Source organism: Streptococcus mitis (genome assembly GCF_001579045.1).
Classification (GTDB): domain Bacteria; phylum Bacillota; class Bacilli; order Lactobacillales; family Streptococcaceae; genus Streptococcus; species Streptococcus mitis_D.
In genome coordinates this window covers 135,348-159,200 of the sequence record NZ_KQ970265.1, presented here as the reverse complement: position 1 = coordinate 159,200, position 23,853 = coordinate 135,348, and the positions used below count along the sequence as shown (strand labels likewise).

The window sequence follows — 23,853 nt, the reverse complement described above, 5'->3', positions numbered from 1 at the left end:
CCTTTTCTTTTTCGATTATATCATAAAAGAGGCGAGCTAGGCTCAACCTCTTTCACTTAATTTGTACGAACTGGTGTAATAAGCTGCATGAAGTCCTCATCAGTGTCTGCTGGCACAAGAGTAAATGGACGAACAGCTGAGATAAAGCTAATGGTCACCTTTTCGCTATTTAAAGCCTTAAGGGAATCAATCAAATAAGTTGGGTTAAAACTAATGGTCAAATCTTCACCAGTAACCTGATCAGTATCAATTTCTTCGTTTACTTTACCAACTTCTGGAGAGTGAACATGGGCGCTAACAACCCCATCTTTAATTTCAAGTTTCACAGTACCATTTTGAGTCGCACTTGATAAAAGACGAGCACGTTCCATTGACTGGCGTAAGTTTAGCACATCAAAAGTAATAGTAGTGTTAAAGTCTGTTGGAATCAAGCGATCTGTATCAGGATAGTTTCCTTCTAGGAGACGAGTATAGAAGCTAATATTTTCGCTTCTAAAGAGAATTTGGTTATTGGCAAAGAAAATCTCTACAGTTTCAATATCATCTGTAAATACCGCTGAAAATTCGCGTAGAGAACGGCTAGGAATGACAACATCAAAATCATCACTATTTTTTTCAAGCGTTAATTTTTTCTGGCTTAGACGATGAGAGTCTGTTGCCACTGTTTTTAGCTCCTTGTGCTGACTCAATACAAAATGAACACCTGTCAAAATTGGACGACTTTCTTGTGTACTTGCCGCAAAAGCTGTTTCATTGATAATTTTCTTGAGTAATTTTGTTTCAAGAACCAAAGGAGTGCTTGCTGAAATTTCTTGGATTCGTGGGTACTGTTCACTATCTTTTCCTTTGAGGGTAATTTCTGATTTTCCACTGGTTAAAACAATTTGATTTTGTTCAATTTCTTTAAAATCAAGAGTTACATCAGGTAGACTAGATACCACATTGATGAAGAAAGAAGCTTCAAGAAGAATTGAACCTAAAGAAGTAATTAACAAACCAGCATCTTCATTTTTTTGAGAAATAAAATTTTCAATTGAAATCTGACCATTTGAACCAATTAAAGTAACACCTTCGTTGGTCACGTCAATTTTGACAGTTGATAAAATAGGAATGGCATTTTTAGAACTAATAGCTCTCTTAGTAATATTTAATGCTTGTAGAAATAAATTTTTATTAATTGAAAAATGAATCATGGATTCTCCTTTATTTATTTTTAGTATTAGAAGGATAATAGTAATAATAGAGTCTGTGAAATCTGTGGAAAACAGACTAAAAGTAAGGCATACCAAGTTTTTTGGCTTGTTTAAAAAATGTGGATAAAAAAGATAAAAAAGCGAAAGTTATCCACAAGTTATTTTATTTTCTTTTTGATTGATTCAATTTCTAAACGTAAATTATCGTCTTCATCAATCAAAGATTTAATTTTTGCATGGGCATGAATGACTGTTGTATGATCTTTTCCTCCAAATTCCTTCCCAATTTTTGGAAGACTATTATCTGTTAGTTCTCTAGATAAATACATGGCTACTTGACGAGCCAAAACAATATTTTGAAGGCGTCTGCTTCCCTTCATTTCTTTGACGCTAACACCATAAAAGTTACCAACTTCAGTTTGGATTTTGTCAATTGGGATGACGAGCATTTGGCTAACATCTTGTTTGCGAGCTCTAATAGCTTCTGCAGCAATATCAATAGTGATATCCTTGATTTTTTTTACTCTGGCAATTAAAGTGATGTCGTTGATAGCTCCTTCAAGGTCTCGAACATTTGAATCAAATTGCCCAGCTAGGTATTCTAGAGTGTCACTTTGGAAATTGTAGCCTAAATGTTCCGTTTTACTTTGTAAAATGGCAATACGTGTTTCAAAGTCAGGGGGTGTGATAGTTTGTGTCAATCCCCAACTAAAGCGCGTGACAAGCCTCTCCTCGAGCCCTTCTAGATGTTTTGGACTACGATCACTGGTTAGGACAATCTGTTTTTGCTTGTCATGAAGGGCATTAAAGGTATTGAAAAATTCTTCCTGAGTTGCGACTTTTTTTCCGCTGAGTGACTGGATATCATCGATTAACAAAAGATCAAGACTGCGGTAGGTTTTTTTAAACTTTTCCATTTCCCCAAGCCTTAGGTGATCAAGAAAGTCATTGATAAAGCTTTCGGCAGGAATGTATTTAACACGCGCATTTGGAATATTTTTTAGAATTTCATTTCCAATAGCGTTTAATAAGTGAGTCTTACCAAGCCCAGGTCCTCCATAGATAAAAAGAGGGTTATAGGTCAGAGCCAAATCTTCAGAGACAGCCAAAGCAGCTGATACAGCCCAAACATTTCCATCCCCTTGAATAAAATTATCAAAGGTATACTTTTCTTTTAATCCAGTATCCGAATAAGGAATAGATGCTAACTTTGGACTGTAGTCATAAAGAGTTGAATTTGGAGCTTCTTCAACCTGTGAGACAGCCGTATCTTGAGGTTTGGTAAAAATATAGTGGGGAGTTATCTCAGAATCATAAATCTCAAAACCAGCTACTACAATGATATCTTTTAGTTGTTTTTCCCAGACCATTTCCATCTCAGATCGGGGTAAAAATATAGTAGCAACATTTTCTTCTACCTTGATGAGTTCAGCTTGAATAGCATAGAAATCATACATGGATCGAGTCAGTCTTTCTTGCGCAAATTCTAAGATACGATTCCAAAATTGTTTTTCTTTCAATCCTTTCTCCTCCTTTACTATTTAAAAGTTTAATACTAGAGATATTTTACCATAGATAGCAAGAATTTTCCACAAGCTGTGAAAAATAATCCACAATGTTATCGAATTTTATCCACAGGTTGGGGATAAAATCAGAAACTATTGTTTTATTAAGCTTTTTATTGAAAAAAATAGTGGATAACCTTGTGAGATAAAAAAATAAAAAAACAGCCTTATTTCAGGCTGTTGATAATTCTACTGTATTCTTCTTGGTTTGAAAAAGAAATAATGATTTTTCCACTATCTTTTTTAGATAGTTTGATTTCTACATCTAATCCGAGTAGTTTTTTTAACTGTTCTTCTTCATTTTGTATGAAATGATCATTTTTTTGCAGTTTCTTTTGTTTTTTCTCTGTCAGCAGAGCTTCTAACTTCCTTACAGAAATATCTTCTTCTATAATCCGTTGAAAGAAATAGTCTTGTTGTTCCTTATTCAACCCAACTAGAGAACGCGCATGAGCTTGTGATAGTTTGCCATTTTCTACTTCTGAGAGGATAGCATCTGGCAAGGAAAGCAAACGAATGGAGTTGCTGATATATGGACGAGACTTTCCCATTTTATCTGCAATTTCAGCATGGGTGAATCCTTTCTCTACGAGAGATTCATAGGCGCGTGCTTCTTCTATTGGGTTTAAATTTTCTCTCTGCAAATTTTCAATAATGGACTGGACCATCATCTCTTGGTCTGAAAGCTGTTTAATAACAGCTGGGATAGACGTTAGACCAGCTAAAAGTGAAGCCCGATAGCGTCTCTCTCCTGCAAGGATTTCATAACCAATAACAGGAGATTGACGAACAATAATCGGTTGAATGACCCCATTTTCTTTGATAGACTGTGCTAGTTCATCTAGTTTTTCTCCATCAAATTCTTTTCGAGGTTGATAGGGATTTTTTTGTATATCCGTGATAGAAATCATTTCAAATTTTTCCATGATTCTACACTAACACATCTTTTCTATTATGTAAAGCTTTCTTTACATAGATGTCAACTAAGATTCTAAATCGCCTGAACTCTTGTCAAGTTTAATAGATGTAATTTCTTCTTTCCCGTTACGATAGTAAGTTATCTTAATAGTGTCTCCTATAGAATGATTGTAAAGAGCACTTTGTAAGTCTGTTGATGAAGCAATCTCTTTGTCATCTACTTTGGTAATAACATCGTATTTTTCAAGGTGACCATTGGCAGGCATATTACTTTGTACAGAACGAACAACTACACCAGAAGTTACACTGCTTGGAATATTGAGTCTTCTAATATCACTTGTATTAATATTTGAGAGATTGACCATTTGGATGCCCAAAGCTGGACGCGTCACTTTTCCGTTCTTTTCCAACTGTTCAATAATATTGATAGCATCATTTGCAGGAATTGCGAAACCAAGTCCTTCTACAGAGGTTCCTCCATTTGTGGCAATTTTACTTGAGGTAATTCCGATAACTTGTCCTTGAATATTAATCAGTGGACCGCCAGAGTTACCTGGGTTAATAGCAGTATCAGTTTGGATGGCTTTTGTAGAAATAGCTTGTCCATCTTCAGATTTTAAAGATACATTTCGATTAAGACTAGATACGATACCTTGAGTGACAGTATTTGCATATTCAGAACCTAACGGGCTACCAATGGCAATAGCAGTTTCTCCTACGGTTAACTTGCTAGAATCACCAAACTCAGCTACTGTTGTAACTTTTTCTGAAGAGATTTTGACGACAGCAATATCAGAGAAAGTATCAGCTCCGACAATTTCTCCAGGTACTTTAGTTCCATCTGACAAACGAATATCTACTTTACTAGCACCATTTATAACGTGATTATTGGTTACGATGTAAGCTTCTTTATCATTCTTTTTATAAATAACCCCAGATCCTTCACTAGAGATTTGCTGAGAATCAGTGTCAGTATCATCATTGCCAAATACGCTATTTTGTCTGTTTGCTGAATAAGTAATAACAGAAACAACAGCATCTTTTACTTTATTAACAGCCTGTGTTGTTGAATTTTCGTTCTTATAGGCAGTTTGTGTAATAGTACTATTGTTGTTAGAGTTGCTTACACTACTTTTTTGAGTTAATTGAGTTATTGAAAAACTACCCAAGGCTCCACTAAAAAAGCTAATGACGATAACGACTAATAATTGAAACCCTTTTTTGTAAAATGTTTTTAAATGTTTCATATTTGCCTCCATATTTTTGAATTACTGAAAGTATAAACTGACTAGCTTAATTATAACTTAAACATAAAAGTTTTACACAGATTGTGGATAACTTCCAAAAATCTGTGGTTTTCTCGGTTTAAATTAACCTTTTATTTTGTGAATAAGATGTGAAAAAATAGAGAATATGTTAGAATAGAGTCATGAAAATTAAAGTTGTAACAGTTGGGAAACTGAAAGAAAAGTATTTAAAAGATGGTATCGCGGAGTATTCAAAACGAATTTCTCGATTTGCTAAGCTTGAAATGATTGAGCTGGCAGATGAAAAAATACCAGATAGGGCCAGTGAGTCAGAAAATCAAAAGATTTTAGAAATAGAAGGTCAGAGAATTTTATCAAAAGTTGGTGACCGTGATTTTGTTATTGTGTTAGCCATTGAGGGGAAAACACTTTCTTCAGAAGAATTTAGTAAGCAGTTAGAAGAAGCTTCTATAAAAGGATTTTCTACTCTTACCTTTATTATTGGAGGGAGTCTGGGATTAGCACAGGATGTAAAAAAGAGAGCTAATCTTTCTGTCAGTTTTGGTCGTTTAACCTTGCCCCATCAGTTAATGAGACTAGTCCTTGTTGAACAAATCTATCGCGCTTTTACGATTCAGCAGGGGTCACCCTATCATAAATAGAAAATTGACTTTTAATTGAATTTTTGGTAGAATAATTGTATTAGGTCTCATAGCTCAGCTGGATAGAGCATTCGCCTTCTAAGCGAACGGTCGCAGGTTCGAATCCTGCTGGGATCAATATAGTAGCAAAGCTGGGAATTTTCCCGGCTTTTTTCTTAAAAAAGTACACTTGGGGAGAAAAAAATGACAGTTGAGAGAATTTTATCTAAAATGAAATTCCATTTTGTATAATGGTTTTTGTAAGTTAGCTTACAAGAAAAAACATTGAGGAGATTTTATTATGAAAAACACAGTTAAATTGGAACAGTTTGTAGCCTTGAAGGAAAAAGACTTGCAGGAGATTAAAGGTGGGGAGATGAGACTGCCAAAAATCCTCCGTGATTTTATTTTCCCAAGAAAAAAGTAATAAAATAAGGGGAAAGAGTAATGAATTTATTTGGATTTGGGACAGTTATTGGTCATTTTTTAATTATTAGTCACAGTTACCGTTTAATTTGTAAAGGTCAAATAAAATCAAAGGAACTATATTTTTTTGGTATCTATACATTACTAGTAGAAGCAGTACTTGAACTTTCCTTTTATCTTCTATATTTAGATGAAATAGTGATTGAAAGATTTTTATTTCCTTTGGGTTTATATTCCTATTTTCGATGGATTAAACAGTATGAGAGGGATAGAGGACTATTCCTAAGTTTACTACTATCTCTTTTATATGAGAGCACTCATAACTTTCTGTCCGTAACTTTCTCCTCTATAACAGGAGACAACTTTGTTTCACAATATCATGACCCATTCTTTTTCGTTGTAACGGTGTTGACCTATTTTGTTGTCTTAAAAATCATTCATTATTTCCATTTGGAACTAGCCTATTTTGACAAGGACTACCTCTATCCTTTCTTGAAAAAAGTATTTTTTGCCTTACTACTGCTCCATATTGTATCTTTCGTTTCAGATATGGTAAGTACGGTTAAACATTTGAATAGTTTTGGAAGTATTTTGTCATCTATTGTTTTTATCTCGTTACTTTTGACCTTCTTTGCAATGAATTCTCATAAAGAACAAATGGAAAAAGAGATTGCTTTGAAGCAGAAGAAATTTGAACAGAAACATTTACAGAATTATACAGACGAAATTGTTGGCTTGTATAATGAAATCCGTGGTTTTCGACATGACTATGCTGGAATGCTTGTCAGCATGCAGATGGCAATTGACAGTGGTGATTTACAGGAAATTGACAGAGTTTACAATGAAGTTTTGGTCAAAGCAAATCATAAATTGCGTTCAGATAAGTACACTTACTTTGATTTGAACAACATAGAAGATTCAGCTTTACGAAGTTTGGTTGCTCAGTCAATTGTTTATGCTCGAAATAATGGTGTAGAGTTTACACTGGAAGTAAAAGATACGATTACCAAGCTCCCAATTGAACTATTGGATTTGGTTCGTATCATGAGCGTTTTATTGAATAATGCTGTCGAAGGATCGGCTGATAGTTATAAAAAGCAGATGGAAGTAGCAGTTATTAAGATGGAAACTGAAACAGTTATTGTGATTCAGAATTCATGTAAAATGACGATGACTCCTTCAGGAGATCTATTTGCTTTAGGATTCTCCACTAAGGGAAGAAATCGCGGGGTAGGATTAAATAATGTGAAAGAACTACTAGATAAGTACAACAACATCATTTTAGAAACAGAGATGGAAGGCAGTACATTTAGACAAATTATTAGATTTAAGAGGGAATTTGAATGAAAGTTTTAATTTTAGAAGATGTTATTGAACATCAAGTGAGACTAGAGAGAATATTGGATGAAATTTCGAAAGAATCGAATATTCCAATATCATACAAGACAACGGGAAAAGTCCGTGAATTTGAAGAATACATTGAAAACGATGAAGTAAATCAGCTTTATTTCCTAGATATCGATATTCATGGAATTGAGAAAAAAGGATTTGAGGTTGCTCAGCTCATTCGTCATTACAATCCTTACGCTATTATCGTCTTTATCACCAGTCGATCAGAGTTTGCGACTCTTACCTATAAATACCAGGTATCAGCCCTAGATTTTGTTGATAAGGATATCAATGATGAGATGTTTAAGAAGAGAATTGAGCAAAATATTTTCTACACGAAGAGTATGTTACTTGAAAATGAAGATGTTGTAGATTATTTTGATTACAATTACAAGGGGAATGATTTAAAAATTCCTTACCATGATATTTTGTATATTGAAACGACAGGGGTCTCTCATAAATTACGCATTATTGGTAAGAATTTTGCAAAAGAGTTCTATGGAACAATGACAGATATTCAGGAAAAGGACAAACATACTCAGCGATTTTATTCTCCTCATAAGTCATTTTTGGTAAATATAGGCAATATCAGAGAAATTGACCGAAAGAATCTAGAAGTTGTTTTCTATGAAGATCATCGTTGTCCTATTTCAAGATTAAAAATTAGAAAATTAAAAGATATTCTAGAGAAAAAATCTCAAAAGTGATTGACAATTAGTAAGAAATTGATATAATGGTTATATCTGCTACAGATAGAAGGTCCGTTGGTCAAGGGGTTAAGACACCGCCTTTTCACGGCGGTAACACGGGTTCGAATCCCGTACGGACTATTTTATCCGCCATAGCTCAGTTGGTAGTAGCGCATGACTGTTAATCATGATGTCGTAGGTTCGAGTCCTACTGGCGGAGTATAGATAAAAGGGAACACAACTGTGTTCCTCTTTTTGTATCAATTTGTATCACCAAGCATCTTCATAAGGAAGTTTGTTATTTCTTGAGGACTTTCTTTTTTTCCATGTGCAATCCAAGTTTGACAGACACCAAAAAGTGCATGAGTTAGATAGATGCTACTATATTCTAATTCAGTGGTATTGAGACTTAGTTGCATAAATCGCTTTTGTAAATCTGTGCTGAGCATGATATGAAGTTTATTTCGTAAGAAATTTTGAATTTCTTTAGTCCCGTTTTCAGAAAGCAGAGCAGCCAGAAGTGGTTCTGACTCTAGATATTCAAATACTTCTAAAATAGCATCTTTTTTGTGATGAGCATGTTTTTGAAAAATATATTCAAATGTATGGAATAGCTTACTTTGATAGTGCTCAATCATATCATACTTATCCTTATAGTGCGTATAGAAGCTGGAACGACTAATTCCGGCTTTTTCTGCTAACTTGACAGTAGAAATTTGATCAAATGGTTGTTCCATTAGTAATTGTACCATAGCATTTTCAATAGTTCGCTTTGTTTTTAAGCGTTTGTTACTTTCTTGCATATTTCCTCCTTGTAAACAAATTAGACTATATGTCTAAAAATAGATTTTTTATCTTGTAATTTAGATTTTTTAATGTATAATCTATTATATCAAAATTTTAGACAATATGTTTAAAAAAGGAGAAACTATGTTTAAAGAATGGAAAGCAATTTTTAAAAAACCAATCTTTATTATTGTCATGATAGGGATTTCTCTTATTCCAGCTCTGTACAATATCATATTTTTATCCTCAATGTGGGATCCATATGGGAAATTATCGGACTTACCTGTGGCAGTTGTCAATAATGATAAAGAGGCTTCCTATAATGGTAATAGCATGTCTATAGGAAAAGACATGGTGTCCAATTTAAAAGAAAATAAAACCTTGGATTTTCATTTTGTAGATGAAGAAGAAGGTAAGAAGGGTTTAGAAAATGGCGATTACTATATGGTAGTAACTTTACCAAGTGATTTATCTGAAAAAGCAGCTTCTATTTTAACGGATCATCCAGAGCAAATGCAAATCGATTATCATACTTCAAGTGGTCATAGTTTTATTGCTAGCAAGATGAGCGATTCTGCTATGACACAATTAAAGCAGAATGTTTCTACCAATGTAACCGAGACCTATACCAAAGCTTTACTTAACAAAATGGTCGATTTAAAGGATGGCATGAGTCAAGCAGCTTCTGGTAGTGAAAAATTAACTGATGGAGCGAATCAGTTAGTGGCAGGAAGTCAAACATTAACTACTAACCTACACTCTTTAGCAGATTCAAGTTTAACATTTTCAAATGGAACGGAGCAGTTTACTAAAGGATTATCTGCTTATGTTTCTGGTGTCGAACAACTTCATCTTGGCTTAGGGAATTTTAATAGTGGTTTAGTTACATATACTGGTGCAGTGAGTCAATTAGATAGTGGGTTAGGTCAATTATCTTCTAAAAGTCCTGAATTAGTAGGAGGAATCAATCAACTATATACTGGTGTAGAGTCCTATACTGGCGGTGTTTCTCAGCTCAATGCTGGTCTTAATCAATTTTCATCTGGTGTTAGTGCCTATACAAATGGAGTGGGAAATCTTGCAACAGGTGCTAATCAGTTATCTAATCAATTAGCTACACTTCGAATGGGTGTGGAGCAATTAAGTGAAGGGATTCAACAACTTTCTAGCAAGTTAGATGCTTCGTCTGGGAAAAAAGATCAAATTAATCAATTATCTTCTGGTCTGAATCGGTTAAATCAAGTTATTCAAAATATTGATGTTGGAGATACAAAACAATTAGATTCTGTTTTATCAAGTATAGTATCTCTTTCTAATCAAATGTTAGCAAGTGCTCAGTCTGAAAAAGCAACTACATTAGCCAATATTCAATCGACAGCAGCTTATCAATCATTGACAAGTGAGCAACAAGCTGAAATAAGTGCTTCTGTATCTCAAAATTCGACTGATAGTATTCAATCGGCTCAGTCAATTGTAGCTTTAGTACAAGGTTTACAGGAAAGTTTAGAAAACTTACAAAATCAATCTTCTAATCTTTCGATTTTAAAAAATCAAGCTAATCAAGTATTACCGCTTGCTTCTACTTCTTTGACAGGATTGTCAAGTGGATTAACAGAGATACAAGGAGCTGTTACTAGCAAATTAGTTCCTGACAGTCAGTCGATTGCATTAGGTATAAAGGCATATACTATAGGTGTTGATAAAGTTTCTCAGGGCGCAAGTCAACTAAGTGAAAAAAATGCCACCTTGACAGGTAGTTTGGATCAACTAGTTTCAGGCTCAAACACCTTGACACAAAAATCTTCTAACTTGACAGCAGGAGTTGGTCAATTAGTTGAAAAAACTCCAGAATTAGTGTCTGGTATTGAAAAATTATCAACTGGCTCTAACCAATTGAATCAAAAGAGTCAAGAATTGATAGCAGGAGTTGATAAATTGCAGTCAGGCTCTAGCCAACTAGCTGACAAATCTAGTCAGTTAATTTCAGGTGCTTCTCAATTAGAAAGTGGAGCTAATAAATTGGCAGATGGAGCTGGGAAACTAGCAGAAGGTGGAACAAAGTTAACTTCTGGATTGGAAGGTTTACAGACAGGAGTTGTTTCTTTAGGACAAGGATTAGGTAATGCTAGCGATCAACTCAAGTCAGCATCAACAGAATCTAAAAATGCAGAGATTTTGTCAAATCCTCTCAGTCTCTCCAAAACTGACAATGACCAAGTTCCTGTAAATGGAATTGCAATGGCTCCTTATATGATATCAGTTGCTCTCTTTGTTGCAGCAATATCAACGAATATGATCTTTGCGAAGCTGCCTTCAGGACGTCATCCAGAGAGCCGTTGGGCTTGGTTGAAATCTAGAGCTGAAATAAATGGTATTATAGCTGTTTTGGCAGGAATTTTGGTATATGGAGGAGTTCATCTTATTGGTCTAACGGCTAATCATGAGATGAGAACATTTATTCTCATTATCCTAACAAGTTTAGTATTCATGTCCATGGTGACTGCTTTAACAACATGGAATAGCCGTATAGGAGCTTTCTTTTCTCTTATTTTGCTTTTATTACAGTTAGCATCAAGTGCAGGTACTTACCCACTTGCTTTGACAAATGATTTCTTTAGAGCCATCAATCCTTGGTTACCAATGAGTTATTCAGTTTCTGGATTACGACAAACAATCTCTATGACAGGAAATATTCATCATCAAGTCATTTTCCTTGTTGTGATATTAGCCCTATTTATTGGTTTAGGTATGCTAGCCTATCAACCTAAGAAAATGGAAGAAGATTAAAAAATCGACCGATTAATTGGTCGATTTTTTATGCCTTAGATGACTTTCGTCTGTGATTATAGGTTCCAAATAGTAAGAGAGAAGTAAAGGAACAAATTGCTCCAGTAATAAAACCATTGGGAATAAAGGAAAGTGTAATAGTTCCTTTCCCCTTAGGAATATCAACTTTCATAAAGCCAGTTTGAGCTTGTTTAATTTCTATTTTTTTACCATCTTGGTAGGCAGACCAACCTTTGTCATAAGGAATGGTGAAGAAAATAGATGTATCTTGTTGAACATCATATGTAGCAAAAACCTTGTTTTTAGAAGTTGATACTGTTACAGGCTGTTCTTTAATTTTTTGAATTGCCTCGGTGAAAGTTTTGGTATCTAAACGATAGAAGGTAGGAGATTCAAATGATACTTGTGAATTTCCAGGGGAACTAACATTGATATTGAACGTTTTTTTCTCTTTTGTATAGCCTATACTAAAGAAGGAGAAGACATTATCAGTTGTAAAAGTCTTTTTTTCACCATTTACAAGGATGTCAACCTTCTTTTGTTTATCATTAGAAAAGTGAAGATTTGTGAAAGAAAGATAAACTTGGCTGTTTTCTGGTACTTCAATTTGATACTGGATTGCTGCATCCTCATTTGAAGAACTTGTAACACTAATCAAATCATCAGTATTTTCTGTTTTGTCATAAGGGATTGGAGAAAAATAATCAAAATCGACGTTAGCAAGTTGATTTAAAAACGAGGCTTGATTATCCAAAGTGTGTTCATTGAACTTGACATCATTGTAAACAGATTGACTAGCAAATGCAATTGGAAGAGAGTATTGATTTTCATATAGGGTAAGATTATCTTTTTGATATACAACTTGGAAACCATACTTATCAATAGGGTTTTCTGAGATATTGTACTGGATACCAAATAAACTATCAGCCAAAATACTATTATTGGCATAACGGAGATTGAGATTGGTCCCAGATGATTTAAACCCAAGTTTATCCAAAGTAGAGCTTGCTGAACGATTTCGAACAGATGAAAATTGAGAGATTCCATTGTAGTTGAATTTCATACTGTCATTTCCTGTTTGAGTTTCTAGTTTCTCACTACGAGTAAATTGATTCCCGATATATGTTGAGAAAGATTCCATAGCTGGGATATCTCTACTATATGCACTTCGAGAAGCAAATCCCCATTCCTTAGCAATTCCGTCTATTTGAGATAAAGCATTTAAACTCATTTCAACCATTATAAATAAAGAGATTAGAAAGGCAAACAGTTTTACAGAGATAAACTTTTTGATAACTGCAAGGAGTAAAAGAGAATAGACAACTAAAAATTCAAGAGTCAGCAGAATATTCAAATCTGTTAAAAAAGAATAATGTGATTTTAGATAGATGGTAGCTAAAAATCCTGTTACTAGGAGAAAAAGCGAAACTAAAAAATTCCAGACTTTAAGTTCTTTCAGACGATTTAAGACTTCCGATGTTGTGTAAATTAACAAGGTAGAGAAAATCCAAGCATAGCGATGTAAAAACATATTTGGAGTATGCATGCCTTGCCAAAATAAATCAAGAGCTTCAATATAAAAGCTAGCAATTAGAAATGCAAAGAAAATTGCATAGATAAGTTTCACGTGAAACTTAATGGATTTCAGCGTAAAAAATAAAATGGTCAAAATAAAGGGAAGTAGTCCAACAAAAATCATTGGAATAGCCCCATACTTGGTTGTATCAAAGGAACCGATGAATTGCTTAGCAAAGAGATCAAGATACCAGCTACTTTCAGTTTGAAACTTTGTAACTTCAGTTAATTTTTCCCCATGTGTCTGTAAATCAAACAGAGTGGGAAGAGTCATAATCAAACTAGCCATACCAGCTAAAATGGAGATGATTATGAAATCAAGAAAAGATGATTTTCGGGTTTTAAAGTCCCACGAAATTTGACAGAGATACCAGAAAATAAGAAACAATGCTGTCATATAGCCAAAATAATAATTTTGAATAAACAAAATTGACAGACTTGTAAAGTACAATAGGAATTTCTTTTCAGTTATCAGTAGATGTAAACCAGTGATAATTAAAGGAATCAAGATAAAAACATCTAGCCAGGTTTTTATCTCTAATTGACTGACAGAGAAACTCATCAGAGCATATGAAGTAGATAAGGCTAGTTTTAAAGGCTTAGGAATCGATTGAAATAAATTATTTAAACTAAAGTAAGTTGACAGTCCAATCAATCCAAATTTTAAGAGAGTTGTCATATAGACAGCATCTGGCATATTAGTTAGATCAAAAAAGTAAACTAGTGGTGAAAAGAAACTACCTAAGTAATAACTAGATAGGGCATAGAAATTCAATCCGAGGCCACTTGTAAAGGTGTAAAACAAACTACCATTTCCATATAGGATATTTCGTAAAGCTACATCAAAAATAACGTATTGATGAAACCCATCTCCTAATAGAGGAGAGGTGTCACTATTCCAGTAGATACCTTGAGATAGGTATACTCCTATCATAATGATTACGGGAATGATGAAAGAAACAAAATAGGTCCAATATGTTTTAAAAAATAATTTCATGTTACCTCATAAAATGTTAGAAAACTCAGCTGGTTAACCCAACTGAGTTTTGAAGTTTTATTTAGTCTTTCCAAAGTTCTTTAACTTTTGCTTGTACTTCTGCATTTTCTAGGAATTCATCGTAGGTTTCATCGATACGGTCAATGACGCCATTTTTAGATAAGACAATGATATGGTTAGCTAGAGTTTGAATAAACTCGTGGTCATGACTGGCAAAGATGATTGATTCTTTAAAGTTTTTCAATCCATCATTCAAGCTTGAGATAGATTCTAAGTCCAAGTGATTGGTTGGATCATCGAGGACAAGAACATTTGATTTTAAGAGCATGAGTTTTGAAAGCATGACACGAACTTTTTCCCCCCCTGACAAGACGTTGACAGGTTTGTTAACCTCATCTCCAGAGAAGAGCATACGGCCGAGGAAGCCACGTAGGAAAGTATTGTCATCTTCTTCTTTACTTGCGAATTGACGCAACCAGTCAAGAATCGATTCTCCCCCTGCAAAATCGGCCGAGTTATCTTTTGGCAAGTAAGAACGGCTAGTAGTTACTCCCCACTTGACAGTTCCTTCATAGTCAATGTCCCCCATGATTGCACGAATTAATGCAGTCGTTTGGATGTCATTTTGTCCAATAAGCGCTGTCTTATCACCTGGACGCAAGATAAAGTTGATGTTATCTAAAATAGTCTCACCATCAATCTTTACAGTTAGATTTTCCACTGTCAAGAGGTCATTACCAATTTCACGTTCCGCTTTAAAGTTGATAAATGGATATTTACGACTAGATGGCACAATTTCTTCAAGTTCAATTTTATCAAGCATTTTCTTACGTGATGTTGCTTGTCTTGATTTAGAAGCATTTGCAGAGAAACGAGCAACGAATTCTTGCAATTGTTTAATTTTTTCTTCTGCTTTAGCATTACGGTCTGCTAGCAATTTAGCAGCAAGTTCTGAGGATTCTTTCCAGAAGTCATAGTTTCCAACATAGAGTTTGATTTTTCCAAAATCAAGATCGGCCATGTGTGTACATACTTTATTTAAGAAGTGACGGTCATGGGACACCACGATAACCGTGTTATCAAAGTCAATCAAGAAGTCTTCTAGCCAAGTAATAGATTGGATATCCAAACCGTTAGTTGGCTCGTCCAAGAGAAGAACATCTGGTTTACCAAAAAGTGCTTTGGCGAGGAGAACCTTTACTTTCTCACCGTTAGCCAATTCACTCATATTTTGATAGTGCAATTCTTCTGGGATATTTAGGTTTTGAAGGAGTTGAGAGGCTTCACTCTCTGCTTCCCAGCCTCCAAGCTCGGCAAACTCTCCTTCGAGTTCGGCAGCACGCACTCCATCTTCGTCTGAGAAATCTTCCTTCATGTAGATGGCATCTTTCTCTTTCATGATGCTATAAAGTTTTTCATTTCCCATGATAACAACATCAATGGCACGTTCATCTTCATAGTCAAAGTGATTTTGACGAAGAACAGAGAGACGTTCATCTGGACCAAGAGAGATGTGACCAGTAGTAGGTTCGATATCTCCAGCTAAAATTTTTAAAAAGGTTGATTTTCCGGCACCATTAGCACCGATTAATCCATAAGTATTTCCTTCTGTAAATTTGATATTGACATCATCAAAAAGTTTGCGATCACTAAAACGTAGTGAAACATCAGATACTGTAAGCAACGTTTTTCTCCTATATGTGTAATATATTTATTCTACTAGAAAATACGGAAATATTCAAATTTTTATCTGTCAATTTTGTGTAAATTACATTTACATTATGCTTTACACGAATCCGTAAATAGCAAGGTTGATTTATTTTAATAAATTGCAGTTATTTCATTAAAAAAATGCTATAATTGAAGGGACTATATCGAAGGAGAATAAAATGACTAAACCCATTATTTTAACAGGAGACCGTCCAACAGGAAAATTGCATATTGGGCATTATGTTGGAAGTCTCAAAAATCGAGTATTATTACAGGAAGAGGATAAGTATGACATGTTTGTGTTCTTGGCTGACCAACAAGCTTTGACAGATCATGCCAAAGATCCTCAAACCATTGTAGAGTCTATCGGAAATGTGGCTTTGGATTATCTTGCAGTTGGATTGGATCCAAGTAAATCGACAATCTTTATTCAAAGCCAGATTCCAGAGTTGGCTGAACTATCTATGTACTATATGAATCTAGTTTCATTAGCACGTCTGGAGCGTAATCCAACTGTCAAGACAGAAATTGCACAGAAAGGATTTGGAGAAAGTATTCCGACAGGATTCTTGGTCTATCCAATAGCTCAAGCAGCTGATATCACAGCTTTCAAGGCTAATTATGTTCCTGTTGGGACAGATCAGAAACCAATGATTGAGCAGACTCGTGAAATTGTTCGTTCTTTTAACAATGCATATAACTGTGATGTCTTGGTAGAACCGGAAGGTATTTATCCAGAAAATGAGGGAGCAGGTCGTCTACCTGGCCTAGATGGGAATGCTAAAATGTCTAAGTCTCTCAATAATGGTATTTATCTAGCTGATGATGCGGATACTTTACGTAAGAAAGTAATGAGCATGTATACAGATCCAAATCATGTTAAAGTTGAGGATCCAGGAAAAATCGAAGGGAATATGGTTTTCCATTATCTAGATGTTTTTAGTCGCCCTGAGGATGCTAAAGAAATAGCAGATATGAAAGAACACTATCAACGAGGAGGTCTTGGTGATGTGAGGACCAAGCGTTATCTACTTGAAATTTTAGAAAGAGAACTAGGTCCGATTCGTGAGCGCCGTATTGAGTTTGCCAAGGATATGGGGGAAGTTTATAATATGCTTCAAAAAGGTAGTCAACATGCACGAGAAGTTGCAGGAAAAACATTATCTGAAGTCAAGGGAGCAATGGGGCTTCAATATTTTAATTAATTTTATATTATAAGAAACTATCATTTCTATTTCGAAGAAAAGATAGTTTTTTATTTACCCCTGTAACAATTGACAAATTTTTATAGAATGGTATGATAGATACAATATAAAAAGAGTCAAGCTCAAAAAGAAAGAAAAGAGGAAACTTCGAATGTCTAATTGGGACACTAAATTTTTGAAAAAAGGTTTTACCTTTGATGATGTATTGCTTATTCCAGCTGAAAGTCATGTGTTGCCTAACGATGCAGATTTAACAACTAAATTGGCAGATAATTTGACTTTAAATATCCCAATTATTACCGCTGCTATGGACACAGTAACAGAGAGTCAAATGGCTATTGCTATTGCTCGTGCAGGCGGTCTCGGAGTTATCCATAAAAACATGTCAATTGCTCAACAAGCAGACGAGGTTCGTAAGGTAAAACGTTCTGAAAATGGAGTTATTATTGATCCGTTCTTTTTGACACCTGAACATACAATTGCTGAAGCAGATGAGCTTATGGGTCGTTACCGTATTAGTGGTGTTCCAGTTGTTGAAACACTTGAAAATCGTAAATTGGTTGGTATTTTGACAAACCGAGATCTTCGTTTTATTTCAGACTATAACCAACCAATCTCAAATCATATGACCAGTGAAAATCTTGTTACTGCTCCTGTGGGTACAAAGCTTGCAACAGCTGAGAGTATTCTTCAAGAACACCGTATTGAAAAGCTTCCTTTGGTAGATGAAGAAGGTCGTCTTTCTGGTTTGATTACTATCAAAGATATTGAAAAAGTTATTGAGTTTCCAAATGCTGCTAAAGATGAGTTTGGTCGTCTACTAGTTGCAGGTGCAGTAGGTGTTACTTCAGATACATTTGAACGTGCAGAGGCTCTTTTTGAAGCAGGAGCGGATGCGATTGTTATTGATACTGCACATGGTCATTCTGCAGGTGTCTTGCGTAAAATTGCTGAGATTCGTTCTCATTTCCCAGATCGTACTTTGATTGCTGGAAATATTGCTACTGCTGAAGGTGCACGTGCCCTTTATGAAGCAGGTGTAGACGTTGTCAAGGTTGGTATTGGGCCAGGTTCAATCTGTACAACTCGTGTGATTGCTGGTGTCGGTGTTCCGCAAGTAACAGCTATCTATGATGCTGCAGCTGTTGCGCGTGAATATGGTAAAACGATCATTGCTGACGGTGGAATCAAGTATTCTGGAGATATTGTAAAAGCCCTTGCTGCAGGTGGAAATGCAGTTATGCTTGGATCAATGTTTGCTGGAACTGATGAAGCTCCAGGCGAAACTGAAATCTTCCAAGGACGTAAGTTTAAGACTTACCGTGGTATGGGATCAATTGCTGCTATGAAGAAAGGTTCAAGCGATCGTTACTTCCAAGGTTCTGTCAATGAAGCAAACAAACTCGTTCCAGAAGGAATTGAAGGTCGTGTTGCTTATAAAGGTGCTGCAGCTGATATTGTCTTCCAAATGATTGGTGGTATTCGTTCTGGTATGGGTTACTGTGGTGCAGCTAACCTTAAAGAACTACACGATAATGCTCAATTTATTGAAATGTCTGGTGCTGGTTTGAAAGAGAGCCATCCTCATGATGTACAAATTACGAATGAGGCACCAAATTATTCTATGTAAAAAAATGAAAAGAACTCCAGTAAAAACAGGAGTTCTTTTACAATGTTGTCAATTTTCATTTACAGTAACTTTACCATCCTGAATAGTGAAGATACTTAGATTTTCTGGCAGATTTTGAAGATGATCTAAGCTTGTTGTTGTGATAAAGGTTTGGATTGAATGAGAAATCGTTTCTAATAATTTTAACTGTCTAGTGTTGTCAAGTTCACTCATAACATCGTCAAGCAATAATATCGGAGATTCTGTAGTAATACTTTCCATTAATTCGATTTCTGCTAATTTTATAGAAAGGACGAGACTACGATGTTGGCCTTGACTTCCGAAACTAGCATCCATCTCATTTATATAAAAAGAAATATCATCTCGATGAGGCCCAACACCAGTATTCTTTTTAAATAAATCTCTGGACCTACTTTTTTCTAAAGCAATTTTGAAAGATTCTGATAAGTCTTCTTTGTCAATTAGCTTGACAGAAGATTGATAGGATATTGACAACTCTTCAATCTGATTAGAGAGTTCAAAATGTTTCTTACGCCCAAATGATTCTAGTTTTTTTATGAAATCTAAGCGGTGATTCATTACACGACATCCATAATCAATTAGCTGATCATCTAAGACTGAAAGGAAGGTTTCATCTATTTTTTGAGCTGATTTTAGGTAAGTGTTTCTTTGTTTTAGGATATGGTTATAATTGGTTAAATCTGATAAATAGATTGGTTTAATTTGCCCAAGCTCCATATCAATGAATTTTCGTCGAATCGAAGGTGCTCCTTTAATTAGTTGTAAATCTTCCGGAGCAAATAAGACAACATTCATGTGTCCTACGTAATCTGAAAGTCGTGCCTGCTTTAAGTGATTCACTTTTGTCACACGTCCTTTTTGTGTTAGTTCGATTTCGAGAGGAATAGATCCAGTTTTTTTCTGAACAAGACCTGAAAGATGGAGTTGTTCCTCATCAAAATGAATGAGATTTTTATCTGTTCGAGTTCGATGACTACGTGTTAAGGCTAAAAAATAGATAGCCTCTAACATATTTGTTTTACCTTGCGCATTGCGTCCTAAAAAGACATTTAATTTAGGATTAAAGTCTATTTTCGTCTCTTTATAGTTACGAAAAGTCTTGAGAGATAGGTGTTGTAGCCACATGATTATCTACCAGGGAATCGCGGAGCTTGTTTGCTTTTTGGTGATGAAGCAGGTTTCGATTTGTCTTTTTTTACTCCCTTATTCATCTCTTTGACGAGTTTAGTGATTCGTTCTTTTTCAACTTTATCAGCTTGGTATTCATCTTGCTCCTCAGAAGTAGGTCGTGTCAACAAGATGTCAATATTCATGTCAGGGATGTCAATTTTATCGCCAATACGAAGTTTTTTACCGCGACGACTCTCTAATTCCCCATTAAAGTAAACAGAATGTTCAGAGAGAAATGATTTGATAGCTCCTCCGCTATGTGTAATTCCAAGTTCTTTGAGTAGTGCTTGGAGGGTAATAAATTCTTCAAATAATTTGTATTCCATAATTCACCTCAATCTTTGGTATTATACCATATTTTCCTAAAAATAGTGAGAGAAATAGGGAGAAATGTAAGCGATTTTTATTTCAAAAGTGTTACAGAGAACAAGAAAATTTCAGGTTTTCGTGGTATAATAGAAGTCTGTATATAAGGAGGTAAATCATGGAGTTAGTGCATGGAATTTCAACACATTTTATCCAATCAAAAAAGTTTAAAACGAACAAAATCGCCGTGCGTTTTACCGCTCCATTATCCCTTGATACGATTGCAGGTCGCATGTTGAGTGCGAGTATGCTAGAGACTGCTAATCAGATGTACCCCACTTCTCAAGATTTGAGGAGACATTTAGCCAGTCTATACGGCACAGATATGTCAACTAATTGTTTCAGAAGAGGGCAAAGTCATATTGTAGAATTGACATTTACCTATGTTCGTGATGAGTTTTTAAGTAGGAAAAATGTGCTAACTTCTCAGATTTTGGAACTAGTAAAAGAAACTCTTTTTTCACCCATGCTAGTTGATAATGGATTTGATCCGTCCTTATTTGAAATTGAGAAAAAGCAATTGCTAGCAAGTTTAGCAGCTGATATGGATGATTCTTTTTATTTTGCACATAAAGAATTGGATAAATTGTTTTTTCATGATGAACGTCTCCAATTGGAATATAGTGATTTACGAAATCGTATTTTAGATGAAACTCCACAAAGTTCTTATTCTTGTTTCCAAGAATTTTTGGCCAATGATCGAATCGATTTCTTTTTCCTAGGTGATTTTAATGAAGTTGAAATTCAAAATGTATTAGAATCATTTGGCTTTAAAGGTCGAGAAGGAGATGTGACGGTTCAGTATTGTCAGCCTTATTCCAATATCCTGCAAGAAGGTATGGTTCGGAAAAATGTGGGACAATCCATTTTGGAATTAGGTTATCATTGCCCTTCTGAATATGGCGATGAGCAACATTTACCCATGATTGTAATGAATGGTTTACTGGGTGGATTTGCTCACTCTAAACTATTTACAAATGTCCGTGAAAATGCTGGATTGGCTTATACTATTTCAAGTCAGCTCGATTTATTTAGTGGATTCTTGAGGATATATGCTGGTATCGATCGAGAAAATCGGAACCAGGCTCGTAAAATGATGAATAATCAACTGCTTGATTTAAAAAAAGGATATTTTACAGAACTTGAGTTAGAGCAGACCAAAGAAATGATTCGTCGGTCTTTATTACTTTCTCAAGATAATCAAGGTTCATTGATTGAACGTACTTATCAAAATGCCTTACTTGGAAAATCCTCAGCAGACTTTAAAGGTTGGATTGCAAAACTCGAGCAAGTTGACAAAGATGCTATTTGTAGAGCAGCTACTAATGTGAAACTACAGGCGATTTACTTTATGGAAGGAATAGAATGACAAAGGTTGTTTTTGAAGAAAAATACTATCCAGCTGTAAAAGAAATGATTTATCGAACTCGTTTGTCAAATGGATTGACAGTTGCTCTTTTGCCTAAAAAGGAATTTAAAGAGGTTTACGGGAGTGTAACTGTACAGTTTGGTTCGGTAGATACGCTTGTCACAGAAGTTGACGGAGATGTAAAAGAATATCCTGCAGGAATTGCTCATTTTCTTGAACATAAATTATTTGAGAGAGAAGATTCTAGCGACTTGATGTCGGCTTTTACGAGTCTAGGTGCAGATAGTAATGCCTTTACAAGCTTTACAAAAACAAGCTATCTTTTTTCAGCAACGGATCATTTTTTAGAAAATTTAGAGTTACTTGATGAATTGGTAACATCAGCACATTTTACTGAAGATTCCATTTTAAGAGAGCAGGATATTATTCAGCAAGAACGAGAAATGTATCAAGATGATCCAGATTCGTGTTTGTTCTTTTCAACTTTAGCAAATTTATATCCTGGCACACCTTTAGCAACGGATATAGTTGGAAGTGAGGAGTCCATTTCCCAAGTCAATCTAACTAATTTGCAAGAAAATTTTACAAGGTTTTACAAACCTGTAAACATGTCTCTGTTTTTAGTTGGTGATTTTGATGTAGAGCTAGTTCAGGGTTACTTTGAAAGAAAAGAGCTGAAAGATTTAGATGTTCAGGAAGTAGCAAGAGAAAAGCTTCTTTTACAGCCTGTAAAGCAAACAGACAGTATGAGAATGAAAGTATCTTCTCCCAAACTAGCGATTGGGATTAGAGGTAATCGAGAAGTTGCTGAGGCGGATTGCTATCGACATCATGTTTTATTAAAATTATTGTTTGCAATGATGTTTGGTTGGACTTCGGATCGTTTTCAAAAGTTATATGAATCAGGTAAAATAGATGCTTCCTTATCTCCTGAAATTGAAGTAACAAGTCGTTTTCATTTTGTCATGCTGACAATGGATACAAAAGAGCCAGTTGCTTTATCTCATCAGTTTAGGAAGGATATTCGTAATTTTACAAAGGATTTAGATATTACAGAGGATCATTTAGATATTATAAAAAGAGAGATGTTTGGAGAATTTTTCAGTAGCGTGAACTCTCTTGAATTTATTGCAACGCAATATGATGCTTTTGAAAATGGTGAGACAATTTTTGATTTGCCGAAAATTTTACAGGAAATTACTTTAGAGGATGTCCTTGATGCTGGACATCATTTAATAGATGATGGTGACATAGTTGATTTTACAATATTCCCATCGTAGTAACCTATCATAATAGACACTAGAAAGAAGGGATGACAAGTATGAGAAAAAAAACAATTGGAGAGGTTTTACGATTAGCTAGAATCAATCAGGGATTGAGTTTAGATGAATTGCAGAAAAAGACAGACATCCAGTTAGATATGTTGGAAGCAATGGAAGCAGACGATTTCGATCAACTTCCAAGTCCTTTTTACACGCGTTCTTTCTTGAAAAAATATGCATGGGCTGTTGAATTAGATGATCAAATTGTTTTGGATGCTTATGATTCTGGGAGTATGATTACTTATGAGGAAGTAGATGTTGATGAAGATGAGTTGACAGGTCGTAGACGTTCAAGTAAGAAAAAGAAGAAAAAAACATCCTTTTTACCTTTATTTTATTTTATCCTTTTTGCTTTATCGATTTTAATTTTTGTGACCTATTATGTTTGGAACTATATTCAAACTCAACCAGAGGGGCCTTCTCTTTCTAATTACAGTGTGGTTCAATCAACAAGTTCAATAAGTTCAACTAGCTCTGTTCCTCACTCATCAAGTAGTAGTTCATCTAGCAGTTCTTCTAGTATAGAATCAGCTATAAGTGTATCAGGCGAAGGAAATCATGTAGAAATCGCTTATAAGACAAGTAAGGAAACAGTTAAATTTCAATTGGCAGTTTCAGATGTTACAAGTTGGGTCAGCGTTTCAGAAAGCGAACTTGAGGGCGGTGTAACCTTATCACCGGATAATAAAAGTGCAGAAGCAACAGTTGCAACTAAAAGTCCTGTAACAATTACGTTAGGTGTTGTAAAAGGTGTTGCTTTGACAGTAGATAATCAGACTGTTGATTTATCGAAGTTAACAGCGCAGACTGGACAAATCACTGTAACCTTTACTAAAAATTAAGGAAA

At 35.0% G+C, this 23,853-nt stretch carries 19 protein-coding genes and 3 tRNA genes; 13 read left to right on the top strand and 9 right to left on the bottom strand.

The window, feature by feature from the left end; all coding sequences use genetic code 11:
• Positions 1-56: 56 nt before the first annotated feature.
• The 4 genes from dnaN to SMIDD28_RS10140 form a co-directional block, all read right to left on the bottom strand.
• The gene (gene dnaN / locus SMIDD28_RS10155) at positions 57-1,193 is read right to left on the bottom strand and encodes a DNA polymerase III subunit beta (RefSeq protein ID WP_061425846.1); all 1,137 of its coding nucleotides are present in this window, start codon (positions 1,191-1,193) and stop codon (positions 57-59) included.
• Between the two features lie 158 nt (positions 1,194-1,351).
• On the bottom strand, positions 1,352-2,713 hold the full coding sequence (dnaA, locus tag SMIDD28_RS10150; RefSeq protein WP_061425845.1) for a chromosomal replication initiator protein DnaA: 1,362 nt from the start codon (positions 2,711-2,713) through the stop codon (positions 1,352-1,354).
• A 212-nt stretch (positions 2,714-2,925) separates the two neighbouring features.
• Positions 2,926-3,684: a ParB/RepB/Spo0J family partition protein gene (locus SMIDD28_RS10145; protein WP_061425844.1), complete on the bottom strand. Its 759-nt coding sequence runs from the start codon at positions 3,682-3,684 to the stop codon at positions 2,926-2,928.
• A 57-nt stretch (positions 3,685-3,741) separates the two neighbouring features.
• Positions 3,742-4,923: a serine protease HtrA gene (locus SMIDD28_RS10140; protein WP_061425843.1), complete on the bottom strand. Its 1,182-nt coding sequence runs from the start codon at positions 4,921-4,923 to the stop codon at positions 3,742-3,744.
• 182 nt (positions 4,924-5,105) lie between these two features.
• On the opposite strand from SMIDD28_RS10140, the gene rlmH reads away from it, so the two are divergent.
• From rlmH to SMIDD28_RS10105, 7 genes are all read left to right on the top strand, one after another.
• Positions 5,106-5,585 (top strand): 23S rRNA (pseudouridine(1915)-N(3))-methyltransferase RlmH, encoded by a 480-nt coding sequence (gene rlmH, locus SMIDD28_RS10135; RefSeq protein WP_061425842.1) that lies wholly within the window; start codon positions 5,106-5,108, stop codon positions 5,583-5,585.
• A 43-nt stretch (positions 5,586-5,628) separates the two neighbouring features.
• A tRNA-Arg gene (locus tag SMIDD28_RS10130) sits at positions 5,629-5,702 on the top strand.
• Positions 5,703-5,865: 163 nt separating this feature from the next.
• Positions 5,866-5,991, top strand: a complete 126-nt coding sequence (gene comC / locus SMIDD28_RS10125; protein ID WP_000799683.1) for a competence-stimulating peptide ComC — start codon at positions 5,866-5,868, stop codon at positions 5,989-5,991.
• 20 nt (positions 5,992-6,011) lie between these two features.
• Positions 6,012-7,337 carry a competence system sensor histidine kinase ComD gene (comD, locus tag SMIDD28_RS10120; protein ID WP_061425841.1) on the top strand — a complete coding sequence of 442 codons (1,326 nt, stop codon included), beginning with the start codon at positions 6,012-6,014 and terminating at the stop codon, positions 7,335-7,337.
• Positions 7,334-8,086 carry a competence system response regulator transcription factor ComE gene (comE, locus tag SMIDD28_RS10115; protein WP_000866069.1) on the top strand — a complete coding sequence of 251 codons (753 nt, stop codon included), beginning with the start codon at positions 7,334-7,336 and terminating at the stop codon, positions 8,084-8,086. The genes comD and comE overlap by 4 nt, the downstream gene beginning before the upstream one ends.
• 51 nt (positions 8,087-8,137) lie before the next feature.
• Positions 8,138-8,209: transfer RNA gene (locus SMIDD28_RS10110), tRNA-Glu, on the top strand.
• Between the two features lie 5 nt (positions 8,210-8,214).
• A tRNA-Asn gene (locus tag SMIDD28_RS10105) sits at positions 8,215-8,288 on the top strand.
• 40 nt (positions 8,289-8,328) lie between these two features.
• Here SMIDD28_RS10105 and SMIDD28_RS10100 read toward each other — a convergent pair.
• Entirely contained in the window at positions 8,329-8,871 is a 543-nt protein-coding gene (locus SMIDD28_RS10100) for a TetR/AcrR family transcriptional regulator (protein ID WP_061425840.1), read from the bottom strand.
• Between the two features lie 127 nt (positions 8,872-8,998).
• On the opposite strand from SMIDD28_RS10100, the gene SMIDD28_RS10095 reads away from it, so the two are divergent.
• Positions 8,999-11,641 carry a YhgE/Pip domain-containing protein gene (locus SMIDD28_RS10095; protein ID WP_061425839.1) on the top strand — a complete coding sequence of 881 codons (2,643 nt, stop codon included), beginning with the start codon at positions 8,999-9,001 and terminating at the stop codon, positions 11,639-11,641.
• A gap of 28 nt (positions 11,642-11,669) precedes the next feature.
• On the opposite strand, the gene SMIDD28_RS10090 is transcribed toward SMIDD28_RS10095, so the two are convergent.
• On the bottom strand, positions 11,670-14,213 hold the full coding sequence (locus SMIDD28_RS10090; protein WP_061425838.1) for a YfhO family protein: 2,544 nt from the start codon (positions 14,211-14,213) through the stop codon (positions 11,670-11,672).
• 61 nt (positions 14,214-14,274) lie between these two features.
• Positions 14,275-15,897, bottom strand: coding sequence for an ATP-binding cassette domain-containing protein (locus SMIDD28_RS10085; RefSeq protein ID WP_061425837.1), 1,623 nt, complete (start codon positions 15,895-15,897; stop codon positions 14,275-14,277).
• Between the two features lie 205 nt (positions 15,898-16,102).
• Here SMIDD28_RS10085 and trpS point away from each other — a divergent pair, with 205 nt between their 5' ends.
• Positions 16,103-17,128 carry a tryptophan--tRNA ligase gene (gene trpS, locus SMIDD28_RS10080; RefSeq protein WP_061425836.1) on the top strand — a complete coding sequence of 342 codons (1,026 nt, stop codon included), beginning with the start codon at positions 16,103-16,105 and terminating at the stop codon, positions 17,126-17,128.
• 151 nt (positions 17,129-17,279) lie between these two features.
• A complete protein-coding gene (guaB, locus tag SMIDD28_RS10075) occupies positions 17,280-18,758 on the top strand; it encodes an IMP dehydrogenase (RefSeq protein WP_061425835.1) in 1,479 nt (492 codons plus the stop codon).
• A 48-nt stretch (positions 18,759-18,806) separates the two neighbouring features.
• Here guaB and recF read toward each other — a convergent pair whose 3' ends face one another.
• A complete protein-coding gene (gene recF / locus SMIDD28_RS10070) occupies positions 18,807-19,904 on the bottom strand; it encodes a DNA replication/repair protein RecF (RefSeq protein ID WP_061425834.1) in 1,098 nt (365 codons plus the stop codon).
• Between the two features lie 2 nt (positions 19,905-19,906).
• Complete coding sequence (gene yaaA, locus SMIDD28_RS10065) at positions 19,907-20,275, bottom strand: S4 domain-containing protein YaaA (RefSeq protein WP_061425833.1); 369 nt, start codon at positions 20,273-20,275, stop codon at positions 19,907-19,909.
• A gap of 158 nt (positions 20,276-20,433) precedes the next feature.
• Here yaaA and yfmF point away from each other — a divergent pair, with 158 nt between their 5' ends.
• The 3 genes from yfmF to rodZ are packed head-to-tail and all read left to right on the top strand — an operon-like array spanning position 20,434 to position 23,848.
• On the top strand, positions 20,434-21,684 hold the full coding sequence (gene yfmF, locus SMIDD28_RS10060; RefSeq protein ID WP_061425832.1) for an EF-P 5-aminopentanol modification-associated protein YfmF: 1,251 nt from the start codon (positions 20,434-20,436) through the stop codon (positions 21,682-21,684).
• Positions 21,681-22,964: an EF-P 5-aminopentanol modification-associated protein YfmH gene (gene yfmH, locus SMIDD28_RS10055; RefSeq protein ID WP_061425831.1), complete on the top strand. Its 1,284-nt coding sequence runs from the start codon at positions 21,681-21,683 to the stop codon at positions 22,962-22,964. Before yfmF ends, yfmH begins: the two co-directional genes overlap by 4 nt.
• A 41-nt stretch (positions 22,965-23,005) precedes the next feature.
• Complete coding sequence (gene rodZ, locus SMIDD28_RS10050; protein WP_061425830.1) at positions 23,006-23,848, top strand: cytoskeleton protein RodZ; 843 nt, start codon at positions 23,006-23,008, stop codon at positions 23,846-23,848.
• The last annotated feature ends 5 nt before the right edge of the window (positions 23,849-23,853 follow it).